This window comes from Bradyrhizobium sp. WBAH42 (genome assembly GCF_024585265.1).
Taxonomy (GTDB): Bacteria; Pseudomonadota; Alphaproteobacteria; order Rhizobiales; family Xanthobacteraceae; genus Bradyrhizobium.
On sequence record NZ_CP036533.1, the window covers coordinates 6,608,531 to 6,620,575 of the forward strand.

Here is a 12,045-nt window from a genome sequence, read left to right on the forward strand (position 1 = left end):
ATTCGTGTCCCTCGCTTTCACACATTTATGCGGCGGTACCTTTGCCAAATCAAGCCGACCAGTGCCTCAAGTCGACTTCGGAGGCTTGACCGCGCCAAAGGCGCCCTTTTCGGCAAAATCCGCGATCCGACGCTCGTCGTAGCCGAGCGCATCCTGCAGGACCTGCATCGTATGTTGACCCAACAGAGGTGCCGCGACGGGATCGACCGCGCCCGTCAAACTCATTGTGATCGGCGGCTCGATGTTGGGCACCCATTCCGCTGTCGGGTGCGGGATCCGGTTCACGCGATGACGCTCGCGAGCCTCGGGGGCGTTGAAGCCCTCCTCGACCGTCCGGAGATAGCCGACCGGGATATTGGCCAGCTTCATCTTCGCCATCCAGTTTTCGAGCGTATCGCTGGCGAAGACTTCCGCAATGGCTGTCCGCAGGCGCTCCTTGTTCTCCGAACGGGCTTTGCGCGTCGCAAACTGCGGATCGGTGATAAGATCGGGCCGATTCAGCACCTCGACCACGAGCCGGCGGTAGAGCCGGTCGTTGGCGCAGGCCATGTAGAGCGGTCCGTCTGAGGCCTCGTAGACGCCGACGGTGGGAGACCCGCTCGGCGAATTGCCGAACCGGCCGGGATTTTCGCCGTTGATGAGGTAGGCCATGCCATAAAATCCGGTCATCCCCATCGCGACATCGAACAGCGCGACTTCGACACGTTGGCCACGACCGAGCCGCTCCCGCGCCAGCAGCGCCAGCAGGATGGCATTGCAGGCCGACATCCCCGTCGCCATGTCGACGATGGGCGGGCCGGTGCGAACCGCCGGGCCGTCGGCAAATCCGTTGAGCGACATGAAGCCGCTTTCCGCCTGCGTGATCGGATCGAAGCCTGGCCGCGAGGCAAACCGTCCGCTGCGCCCGTAGGCGGAGATCGAGCAATAGACCAGCCGCGGGTTGAGCGGCGCAACCGACTCATAGTCGAGTCCGAATTTCTTCATGACCCCGCTCGAAAAATTCTCCACGACCACATCTGCCTTGCGGATCAGATCCAGCGCGATCTCGCGCGCCTCCGGCACGGCAAGATCGAGTGCGATGCCGCGCTTGTTGCGGTTCAGGCTGAGAAAGGCGGCGCTCTCGCCTCCAATCTCCGCGTGCTCATAGGCACGCGTGTCGTCGCCGCCATCGGGATTCTCGATCTTGATGACGTGCGCACCGTAATCGGCGAGCGTCTGGGTGCAGGCCGGACCGGCCACCACGCGTGTGAAATCGACGACCAATAGACCATCGAGCGCGGTCGGGCCTCCCGTCTCTTGCGAGGCACGTACCGGCAATTGAGGCTTGGTGGGCATCGATCGCGCTCTCCCTTACATCGGCTTATGATCGCCGAATTTCCTGCAAGAGCAAACTTAAAGCCCGGCGCCACCGACTTCGCAAGTGCCACGCCGGCATCGCTTCAATACGCAAAAAGGACCCGGCAGCCCCAGGCTGCCGGGTCCTCGGACATTCCCGACACGCGCTCGCCGTTCGACCGATAAACGGCGCGTTCCGTGCGGTGGCAAATGCTCAGTGCAGAAACTTCCGCCAATAGAGCGAATGCGTCCAGGCCCAAGGGGTCTCGGGCTCGAACAGCCGATAGCCCGCCTGGATGAAGTTGTTCGCCGATACCGGGTTGTCCGTCGTGTCAGAGACGATGCTGTCCCATCCGATACGCCGCCCCCTGGCTTCGACTACAGCCATCAATCTGCGCTGAAGGCCGCGTCCCCGATACCGTTGCAACACCCCAACTCTGGAGAAATAGCCGCCGTTTCGAACGTGCGTCGAGGGAACAACCCCGGCGAAGGCAACGGCGTCCTCGTGGTGATAAGCCAGCCACCAGGCGCCAACGTCGAACGTGGGCATCGCCGCAGCATCGAAGAACGTGAGCCGATGGAGATCGGCCAGGGTCTCGGCAACGTCGTCATCGAACGCATCGACGATACGGATTCTGTACATGAGCGACTCGTTGGGCAGCAGATCATGATCGGGCGCGCGGAGCGACGTCACCGCCGCCATGAAGGCTCATTTGCCCAGCACGACCTTGACACCAAGCCAGACGGCACCCATGAGACCGGTGGCAATGACCGTGATCACCGCTTTAAAGGTGTAGGTCTGGGCCTGCTCCACGCTCTTTCGCCATCGCCGCAGGTGCTGAAAATCGGCTCGCAGCTCGCTGCCGACCCATTGCACGATCCAGATCGTGAAGGCATCCGCCGCGGCGCCGGCGCCGCCGATGTCGATGAAGGCACGGAGCGGCAGCAGCGGATCCGCGGCAACCTTCCCGATCCGACCCTGCCCGCGCGCTTCCGAGAGCAGCGAGGCAAAATAAGCGCCCGCGAAGGCGCCGGCATACGCGCCCTCCCAGATGTGATCGTAGCGCTCCGGATAAAGCTTCTGGTCGAGCAATCGCTCCTCCTCGAGCACATCAGGGAACCAGGGATTGTCGCGCCAATTGGCTTTCACCACCACGGCACCATCCGGTTGTCGCCCACGCAGAAAATCGTCGATCGCATCGCTCTTGCGTCGCGGATTCCAGCTCGCCCATAGCTCGGAATCCTTGGCGCGGATCGTCGGCCGCAGCAGCGCGAGGCTGCGCGCGCTGAGGGATTGCGCCTCGTCGATCCAGGCGATGCGAAACCCTTCCAGGGATTTGATCGAGTCGGCCGTGTGATCCTGGAGTCCGCGGAAGATGATCAGCCCGTCCCCGGGCGTCTCGATCTTGTCGCTGAACAGCTTGAAGCCATGGCCGAGGCGAAGGCTCGCGATCTTGCCTTCGATCAAGCGCTTCGACGATTGCGCCAACGTGCGCTGCGCCTCGCGAATGCAGACCGCGAGCGTGCCGCGCTCGGCCTGACAGGTCTCGACCAGGAGCTCGCCGAAGAAATGCGATTTGCCCGAGCCGCGTCCACCATAGACACCCTTGTAGCGCGCAGGCTTCAGCAGCGGCTCGAAGATCTTGGCGGTCGGAATTTTCAGGATGGACACTCGATACGCTCGCTCGCCCTAGGGCAGGCCAGTGCGCCTGCGCCACATCGCGGACCAGTCTTCGTTGTCGAAGGTGTCGGATTGGCCTTGTTGGGTTCTGGTCAAGTCGGGAGAGGCGTCGTGCTCCGAGAAAGGCGGCCAAAGTCCAAGGAGCCTCCTGAAATGGTCTTCGATAGCGGATGGACGGGGAGAATTGACGCCGCTGTAGGGCCCTGATGGGGTGAAGTGCCACGGTCCCGTATCGCATTATATGGACTTGTTGTGTGGGGCTCGAAACCCGCAATTGGGGGTAACATTCGCCGCAAGGCATCATGCCAAGACATTCCACTCTCCAATGTTTCGAAGCAAAGTCTTAAGACCGAAGCGCGATACCCCGCACGATCGAGCCCTCTTGCTCAACTTGTGGCTGTTCCACTATTCTGAACGCAAAGCTGCAACATGTCGGCGAACGGCTCGACATCCCAAGCGCGGGAGCAATTCGCGGGTCCTGATGAGATGAGACGTGGCGCGTCGTTCGTGGCGATCATCGTTCTTCTGACGTCGGCAACCGATCTGTCGGCTGTTGCTCAAGAAGCATCTCCGATGACCGCCGACAAATGGCGCCCGAAGTCCGGCGTCTATGCGGAGCTCGGCAAGAATTTCCAGTCGTCTTGCGATGAAAGCGGCAATCTTACCATCGATCTTGGCGAGAAATCGGTCAGCGGTTACGAATGGGGCTGCAAAGTCAAAAAAGTCATCGATCTCGCGCCAGGCTCGCTGAAGGTTGGAATGGTCTGTGACGACTACAATCTGGCGCAGAACCTCAACCCTCGCGATCCCAATTGGGAGAACAGGCAATTCAACGAAGTCATGTTCGTCAAGCGGATCGATGATGCGACAATCTCCGTTCAGGAGAGCTTGAATGGAAAGCTCAAGGATCCACCCTGGCGTGCGGCCTACTGCCCTCTGGCGACACAGCGCGCGCTCGCCGAGGCCACACTGAGAGCCAAGGTGGAAGCAAAACAGAAGGCCGACCAGGAGCGAGCCCTCAAGGAAGCCCATCCGCGGGACGGCGTCTACGCAGCGGCAGGCGCCGATTTCGAGGAGCGCTGCGCGAAGTTCAACGACACCATCGTTGCGTTCGCCGGCAAATCGATTACGACGGCCTCCAACATCTGCAAGATCGAGAACACACGAATTCAGCTGCCCGACACCGTTAGAATCGGAGCGACGTGCACGATGCAGCCTGCTTCGGGCTCGGAGGCTTTCAGCGTGCAAGACAAGGCCACCACCCCGGATCGCGAGAATCTGATGTTCAAGAAGACCGACGACAAGAGCGTCATCCTCTGGATCATCTACAACGGGCACTTCACCGGCGACGGCCGAAAGCTGTCCTATTGCAGCGACCAAGTGCAGCGCGCCTATGCCGTGCAGCGCCGGGCTGGCAAGCAGACCAGGAATTAGTCGAAGGCATCAAACGCAAAGCCCGCGCCGGATTGCATCCGCGCGGGCAACACCAAGTTCTGTCGATGATGCCATTCTGCCAGTGTTTTGCCCGACGGGTCAACGGGCAATCGAGGCGCGATTGCAGATCGGGATCTCCGTCATCTCGAGCGTCGTGACGGCATCACCGCCACTCGAACTCGGCGGATGCACGATGATGCGTTCGATCCGATGGATCAATTCCAGCATGCCGTCTTCGCCGCTCTCCACCGGCTGGGCAACCTTGCCCCAGCCGCGATCGAGGATCGCATTGGCGGCCGAGACGCGGGCGGCCGGAGATGCGTCCTCGCTGCGCATGATGCCGACGAGTACCCTGATGGCCGTTCTGGTGTGGCTGCGCGCAAGCGAGCGGATCTCGGTCAGCGTGCGCGCCCTCGACGTCTTCCCTCGCGTGGGCAAGCGGACGGGTACACGCTCAAGCTCGCATTCGATCTCTTCGCTCACGAGAACGTCTCCCACAGCACGATGGCAACGAGGCCCCCGAGGGCCAGCGATATCAGATAGGCGGTCATCGTCTCTCCTCGAAAACAATATGCGCGGCAGATCGCGCGATGAGGCGCGATCGTTTCGGGCGCGAACCCTATCTCCGGTCCCGGAGACCGCAGCGGCGCGGGGCTAACCGCGCCCGGCGCCGCGGGCCGGCACGTTCGCGCGTGCACGGCCAGCAATGGTTCGGACGACGGCGCGCCGATCGGCGCTCCCTAACGCGTTATCCAAGCGAGTGCGTGGCCGTAATGCGCCGCCGCCGTCCGATCTCGAAACCGAGACGAAAAAACCCGCGGCGGATGTCGTCCCGCGCGGGTGAACCAAACTCGTTTCGATGATGTCATTCTGCCGGTGTTTTGCCCGACGTGTCAAACCCTGTGTTGCGCGCGATTGTCGTCACGCGAAGCGAAAATGAAAATGCCCGCTGCAGATTGCTTCCCGCGCGGGCCAACTCAAACTCGTTTCGATGATGCCATTCTGCCAGTGTTTTGCCCGACGTGTCAAACGAACGAATTCGCGCAAGCCGCGTTGGACAATCAGGAGCGACCGGCCATGACCACCAAGACGAACTCACCCGGCACATCGCCAAGCAAGACGGCGCAAAATCGTCCGCCCTCAAAGCCGCGCATCGACAAGGAGCACGCCACGCAGCAAGCGATCGTCGAAGACGCCGGCGAGACGGCGGACGACGATCGCGATCTCGCACATGGCGAGGGCGGCACCATGGATCTCCCCACCAAACCCGGCGATATGTCGAAGGACGATTGAGCCGCCTGACCAGCGGCGCGCATCTCGATGATGCCATTTACGAAGGTGTTTTGCCCGACGCGTCAATCGACAGCGCGCAAAACGGAAAGCCCCTCCTCCCAGCTCAATATGTGGTGCGCAAGGGGCTTGCTTCAAGCCCCCGATGATCGCGTAAGACCCTCGACCCGAACAACCAGTCGAGGGGTCACGATATGCCTTTCCTGCTTCCGACGTCCCGGTCGCGCAACCGAACCAGCGCAGAACGCGCAGCCGCCGGCCATGCGGTCATCATCGCCGGCGCCGGCCCGACCGGCCTGATGCTGGCCGCCGAGCTCGCGCTGGCGCAAATCGACGTCGCCATCGTCGAGCGGCGCGCGAGCCAGGACATCGTCGAGACGCGCGCCGGCGGGCTGCACGCGCGCAGCATCGAGATCCTCGATCAGCGCGGCATCGCGGGTCGCTTCCTGCGCGAAGGGCAGATCACCCAGCTCGCCGGCTTCGCCTGGACCAGGCTCGACATCGGCGATCTCCCCACCCGCCATCCCTACGGGCTCGCGCTGCGGCAGAACCACATCGAGCGCCTCCTCGCCGAATGGGTGGCCGAGCTCGCGGTGCCGATCTATCGCAGCCGCGAGGTGACGAGCTTTGCGGAAGACGAGACCGGCCTCGACGTCACGCTGTCCGGCGGCGAGCGCCTGCGCGCGCTTTATCTCGTCGGCTGCGACGGCGGCCGCAGCCTGGTGCGCAAGCGCGCCGGCATCGACTTCCCTGGCTCAAAACCTTCGCTCAGCAACCTCATGGCCGAGGTCGAGATGCGCGAAGAGCCCCAATTCGGCCTGCGCCACGACGCGTTCGGCTTTCACGGCCTCAGCAAGACGGGAAGCGGGCGCGTGCTGGTCGTGCTGACGGAGGCAAATCTCGTGCACGATGGCGAGCCCTCTTTAAGCGATCTCAGCGCGGCGCTCGAATCCGTCTACGGCACCGATTTCGGCGTCAACAATCCCGCCTGGATCTCCCGCTTCACCGATGCGGCGCGGCAGGCCGCATCCTATCGCAGGGGTCGCGTGCTGCTCGCCGGCGATGCCGCGCACATTCATCATTCCGTCGGCGGCCAGGGCCTCAACCTCGGCGTGCACGACGCGGTCAATCTCGGCTGGAAGCTGGCGCAGGTGGTCCATGGCATCTCGCCCGAAAGCCTGCTCGACACCTATCACAGCGAGCGCCATCCCGTGGCCGCGCGCGTGCTGAAAAACACCATGGCGCAGATCGCCCTGCTCCGCCGCGGCGACGACGGCCGCAAGGCCGCGCGCGAGGTGATCGCCGAGCTGCTTGCCATGGACGAGCCGCGCCAGCGCCTTGGCGCGATGATGAGCGGGCTCGACATTGCTTACGATCTCGGCGAAGGCCACGCGCTGCTCGGCCGGCGCATGCCCGATCTCGACATCAGCGTCGACGGCCAGAAAATCGCGCTGTTCACGCTGCTGCACGGCGCGCGCGGCGTGCTGCTCAATTTCGGCAAGCCGGGCGGCATCGACATTACGCCCTGGGCGGATCGCCTTGCGATCGTCGATGCCGATTACGACGGCCCCTGGCAGCTTCCGGCCATCGGAGCGGTCCCCGCGCCGGGCGCGGTGCTGGTGCGGGCCGATGGCCATGTGGCCTGGGTGGGCGACGAGAGCAGTTGCGGACTTGCGGAAGCGCTGACGCGGTGGTTCGGGGCCGGTGGCGGGTAAAAACGACTCATGCGCCGCCAGAACAAACAAGCCCGCGGCAGACCGCGGGCTTGTTCCGAATTCTTCGATGATGCCATTCTGCCAGTGTTTTGCCCGACGTGTCAAACGACGCTCCACAAACGTTATTCCGGCGGAAGCAAAGGCCGTATCCAGCGCGAGAACCATTCCTCACCGTCATCGCGCGGATTGACGGAGCCGTCTACTCCAAAGATGGGTGGAGGAATAAGGTAGCTCGGCTCGTCCGCAAACACGCCGATCGGCTTGCTCGGTTGCGGCTGCTGGCCACGAGTGGCCGGGACGGTCCAACTACCAAACCGCTCGTCGAATTCGGTAGGCGGCAGATACGGGACTGGCGCACTGCCCGATGTGAATACGTTGCCCGCGTTCGTCTCATTGACACGGGCGAGACGCCGGACATCTTCGGACGCGACTGATGCTGCGGCAGATGTGGGCGCGACTGCGAGATCTTTGGCGGGCATGGTGCCAACCGGGGTGGTGACCCATTCCCCGAAGCGATCGGCAAAAGTGCCCGCGGGTGCCTCGCGATCTAACGAGGAGGCTTCGCCGAGCTGGGGCCTTGTCCCGCCGACGTTAAGCCGATCTCCGTTGGCGTTGAACGCAGGCGCTCCAGTCGAGAGCACCCCTCCGCTAGGAGTAGCAGCCTCCATCGTCGCGCTAGAACTACTTTCCTCCGCGTTGGCCAAGCGCGTACCGGCTAAGATGGCTCCTAGAGCAGCCAGCCAGCCGGGAAGGAAGGGAGCAGCTACGGCGGCCGCGACCCCTCCAGCCAGCCAAGGAAGTGCTGCATTGCGCATCACAGGTGTGCCGCCGGCTAAGGGATTTTCGTAATATGGATTCGGCATTCCGGAGTGCGGGTCGGATAGGAGCACCAGCGGGCTTGATGGCGATGCCGTTGTCGGAGGCAACTGACCGAGCGTTTGTTCATTTGGACCTGGCGCTGGAAAGGCGGGCAGCGCGCCTGTAAAGCGGGGATCACTTCGCGTGAACCCTTCCGACTCGTTCAGCCACTGGAGAGAAGGAGGAATGAAAGGTGGTGGCGAAGGAATGTCGGCCGGGTTGACTGGGGTCGTCGGCGGGATATGAAAAACATCATCGACAGGCGCAAATTTGGAGTACGGCGTTCCGCCCAGATGTTTGTTCCCTGAGGTGATACTGGCATTTGGATTCCTCTCGATTGCCTCGCTCAGCAACTTTTCCCTTCGAGCATCGCCTAGTACTGCAGACCAGAACAGCAGGTGGTCTTGCCCGGTCTGCAAGTTCCTCCGTTCATTATCCCGAAGGTCTTGATGCAAGTCGGGATTGCGCTCAAGATACAACTGGCTGTTCTTGATGACGTTCTCGATACCCTGCTTGACATCCTCCTGAGATTTGCCCATGGGCGCATTTGTGTAGAGATCACCCTTGGCGAAGCCAATGCGCATTGCATCCATGAGTGTTCTGATCTGCGCTGCGCGAATCTCCGGCTCGGGATTTTTGGCGATTTGATTTAGGACGGATTTGACGGCGGCGTAATAAAGGGCGTTATGTCCACCTGGATGGGGCGATAGGTTCATACTGGCGGCCAAACGATAATCCACCGGCAGATAGATTCCATTCGCGCGGGAGTGAACTCCCAATGCCTGTTTATCGACTCCACGAAACGCACGATGACGATCGAACTTTTGCGAGATCATGTGATGATAGGCTAAAATCGACATGCTGCCCCGATGTTGGATTGTTTGGGTGAACTGCGTCTAATCGGATTCCGCGAAACCTGCTCAAGCCTGAGATGCAGTTCGGCCACTGGATTCGACGCGCACGGGCACCGGCTGCGCTCGCAGCTCAGCGCCGTTAGGAGACTGAATGAAACGCTTGAGAGTTTCGGCGACCTTCGCCGCCGATTAGCCGCGCCTAGACGACATCGAGCGCGGATCGGCACGGCTGAACCAGCGTCTGGAGCAACGCAGCAGACATCGACGACAACGACGGCGGATTTCTAAATTTCGGTCGGAGGCTGCGTTTGACCTATTGTCGCGAGAGCATCTTCCACGAAAAGACATCGTGGCTCGGCCAGGCAACAATCGGCCAAGAGCACCTTTAAGATGTTCGGCGCGGGATCAGAGGGAGATCCGAGGCGTCTTCGAACAACATGCCCCTGAGGCCTGCCGACCTCCAGGCATCCTTCAGGGCTCCGTCACATATGACACAATCTATGGCGTACGCCATTCTAAATACATGCGCATCGCCAACCAATTCGTCATTGAACACGAGCTCGACGTCACCCCAAAAATCGTAGACTTTCTGACCGAAATCTACAGAGCCTGGATCGTCGCAAATCCCGATGTTCAACCGCGATTGCTCCTCATCCAATGCGTCCAGAACACGACGCACATCGCAGAACCAGTAGCGCGGCCCATCCCAGACCCCGTTCGAAACCTGCACGTCGCAGGCGACGAAGGAAAACGCCTCTGGGTCGACGGCCTCAAACACGGTCTTAGCGCGATCAGAGATCAGCCAGAATGCATACCAGAGCTCAGAATCCAGAGGCCGGCGCCCTCGCGGATTGAACGTGACGCATGGCGTCGGCCCAGCAAAATCTGACAAGCGCCCGGGGTCGAGGAGAGAGGGGCCATCATCAGTGATCTCGAAACCACTTGGGTTGCCTGTTCGATAGAACTCCATTCTGTAGAATTTGCGTTTCCGCAATGAGGAGCGCTTGTTCTGCTTTGCCTGCTTGCTGCTCATCGGAACACATGGCCTTTTTATTCGAGGTCTCGACGGATATAGAATCGCGGCTGTTCTGTCTTCCGAACAACAGCATGGCCTGTCGCCACACTCAGATTTTCAATACGTCTCGAAACCAAATTCTCTTGAGGCCCGCGACCTTGCAGGCATCTTTGAACTCTTGATCGCATATGACAGCAGAATTCTGGCATGCCATAGGGAAAATATGAGCATTGCCGATTGCTTGCTCTCTGAAGACTAGTTTGCCTCCGAAGATTGAGAACTCGTAGTATTACTGGCCATGGTCGAGAAAGCGGATATCGTCCCGGATTCCGATGCGCAGGCGCGATTGCGATTCGTCCAGCGCGTCGAGTACGCGGACGACATCGCAGAGCCAAAATTTCGGTCCGTCAACGAAACGAGCCACCAGGCAAAACAGACCTCGAGATCACATGGCAGTTGACCGACCGATTTATCGAAGACGTAAGGTACCGGCGGGGTGGAAGCCGGCAGACGACGGACTCCGTGCGGAGGAAGGACACTCTCGTCTTCAAGCCAATAACCCAGCCCGCCTCCTAGAGCGAAATTGGGGACCTATTTCGTAGAAGCGACGCTTGCGTGCTCGGGGTCGCTTCGCAACAGCAATCGCGTTCTGGTCCGTCATAACTGAGCCTCGTTAAACACCGCGCCTGCAACGACACCCGGCCGAGGCCACGGTGAACCACTCAAAAAATAAAGCCCGCGGCGTCGCGCGAGCTTCGTTCGGACTCTTTCGATGATGCCATTCTGCCAGTGTTTTGCCCGACGTGTCAACGATCGCCCTCGAACAGCTTCCACACAACGCCGCAATCTGCTGACGATGCCCGCTTACGTGGGATCATCCGTACAATAAAATACCGGCAGATCTCCGAAGACATCAGAGTTCTTGTAGCGCACCGCAATCCGCTCGCTCGCACTTGCTCCGATCGTATCGCCGTCCTTCACCACGTTTCCGTGCTCGATCAGATACACGGAAAGTCCCGCCACCTTCTCGAACAACGCCGGAAGCGCAAGCTTACCGGTCACGAACTCGATCTCACGGCCGACGAAGGCGGACAATCCCATGGTGATCGCTCCGATCTTTGCACCTGACCGGAACGGAAGAATGTCAACCCATAGCCTGAAGGGATAGTCCGGATATGGTGCGAGCGACCACCGCGACGTTTCGAGCCATAGATCGGCAGCCCGCGCTACCCGCCCCGCCCACACCACGCCGCAACATTCCGGCACGGTGGCAATCAACGCACCGATGACCGCAGTCGTAAGGCGGGCGGCGACCAGCGGCCGCTCACTTTTTCCGAGCAGCGAGACGATGATGTGGCCCTGATGGTCAGTTGCCACAGCCTCGCTTTCCGGCCAGGTTCGCGCAGCGCGCGCCCAAAGCCCCGGATCCTGCGGAATGGGTGCCGGCATCGACATGACCGCAACGAGCTCGTTGCCGCAACGGATGAGCGGCGAATTCGCTTGAGCCGGTTGCGACTCTTCACCGTTCGTCGCCTCTGTTGCCAACTCCGGATGCCGGAGGTGAAGGGCTTTGGCGACTGCTGACATGTCGGGCGTCACCGGCCTGCTCAACAGGACCAGAGAAAGAAGCGAGCCACTCATCAACTAACCCCCGCAGAAAATCCCGGTGAGCCCAAAACCTAGTCTTTCGCCCAGAGGTTGAAACGTAAAGCCTCATTAGAACAAATAGAGAACAATGTCAATCGACGTTTTTCGCTCGCGCCAGATTTCCGCAAGATAGCTATACCCAAACTCTGAAGCGGACTGGCGGCCGACCCAGCATTGGCGCCGCACTGCAAGGGCGGTTCGCAATAGCACTCGCGG

The 12,045-nt window shown here is 61.0% G+C and carries 10 protein-coding genes and 2 pseudogenes; 4 read left to right on the plus strand and 8 right to left on the minus strand.

Going from position 1 to position 12,045, the window contains the following annotated elements; translation table 11 throughout:
* Positions 1–66: 66 nt before the first annotated feature.
* The 3 genes and pseudogenes from DCG74_RS31235 to DCG74_RS38870 form a co-directional block, all read right to left on the minus strand.
* Positions 67–1,335, minus strand: a complete 1,269-nt coding sequence (locus tag DCG74_RS31235; protein WP_172785445.1) for a CaiB/BaiF CoA-transferase family protein — start codon at positions 1,333–1,335, stop codon at positions 67–69.
* Between the two features lie 214 nt (positions 1,336–1,549).
* Complete coding sequence (locus tag DCG74_RS31240) at positions 1,550–1,978, minus strand: GNAT family N-acetyltransferase (RefSeq protein ID WP_172785669.1); 429 nt, start codon at positions 1,976–1,978, stop codon at positions 1,550–1,552.
* Between the two features lie 420 nt (positions 1,979–2,398).
* Positions 2,399–3,007, minus strand: a pseudogene (locus DCG74_RS38870) (PBSX family phage terminase large subunit); the annotation flags it as partial.
* Positions 3,008–3,589: 582 nt separating this feature from the next.
* Here DCG74_RS38870 and DCG74_RS31250 point away from each other — a divergent pair.
* A complete protein-coding gene (locus tag DCG74_RS31250; RefSeq protein WP_172785447.1) occupies positions 3,590–4,450 on the plus strand; it encodes a hypothetical protein in 861 nt (286 codons plus the stop codon).
* A gap of 99 nt (positions 4,451–4,549) precedes the next feature.
* On the opposite strand, the gene DCG74_RS31255 is transcribed toward DCG74_RS31250, so the two are convergent.
* Positions 4,550–4,888, minus strand: coding sequence for a hypothetical protein (locus tag DCG74_RS31255; RefSeq protein ID WP_210268281.1), 339 nt, complete (start codon positions 4,886–4,888; stop codon positions 4,550–4,552).
* Positions 4,889–5,386: 498 nt separating this feature from the next.
* On the opposite strand from DCG74_RS31255, the gene DCG74_RS31260 reads away from it, so the two are divergent.
* From DCG74_RS31260 to DCG74_RS31270, 3 genes are read left to right on the plus strand one after another with little or no spacing between them, the layout of a single operon-like run.
* Entirely contained in the window at positions 5,387–5,743 is a 357-nt protein-coding gene (locus DCG74_RS31260; protein ID WP_246708808.1) for a hypothetical protein, read from the plus strand.
* Positions 5,740–5,889, plus strand: coding sequence for a hypothetical protein (locus DCG74_RS31265; protein WP_172785449.1), 150 nt, complete (start codon positions 5,740–5,742; stop codon positions 5,887–5,889). Before DCG74_RS31260 ends, DCG74_RS31265 begins: the two co-directional genes overlap by 4 nt.
* A 45-nt stretch (positions 5,890–5,934) precedes the next feature.
* The gene (locus DCG74_RS31270; protein ID WP_172785450.1) at positions 5,935–7,455 is read left to right on the plus strand and encodes an FAD-dependent monooxygenase; all 1,521 of its coding nucleotides are present in this window, start codon (positions 5,935–5,937) and stop codon (positions 7,453–7,455) included.
* 122 nt (positions 7,456–7,577) lie between these two features.
* Here DCG74_RS31270 and DCG74_RS31275 read toward each other — a convergent pair whose 3' ends face one another.
* The 4 genes and pseudogenes from DCG74_RS31275 to DCG74_RS31285 all read right to left on the minus strand — a co-directional run bounded on the left by DCG74_RS31275 (position 7,578) and on the right by DCG74_RS31285 (position 11,823).
* Positions 7,578–9,173 carry an AHH domain-containing protein gene (locus DCG74_RS31275; RefSeq protein WP_172785451.1) on the minus strand — a complete coding sequence of 532 codons (1,596 nt, stop codon included), beginning with the start codon at positions 9,171–9,173 and terminating at the stop codon, positions 7,578–7,580.
* A 379-nt stretch (positions 9,174–9,552) separates the two neighbouring features.
* On the minus strand, positions 9,553–10,200 hold the full coding sequence (locus tag DCG74_RS31280) for an imm11 family protein (protein ID WP_172785452.1): 648 nt from the start codon (positions 10,198–10,200) through the stop codon (positions 9,553–9,555).
* 91 nt (positions 10,201–10,291) lie between these two features.
* Positions 10,292–10,606 (minus strand): annotated as a pseudogene (locus DCG74_RS39065) (imm11 family protein).
* A gap of 440 nt (positions 10,607–11,046) precedes the next feature.
* The gene (locus DCG74_RS31285) at positions 11,047–11,823 is read right to left on the minus strand and encodes a DUF4261 domain-containing protein (protein WP_172785454.1); all 777 of its coding nucleotides are present in this window, start codon (positions 11,821–11,823) and stop codon (positions 11,047–11,049) included.
* Positions 11,824–12,045: the final 222 nt, after the last annotated feature.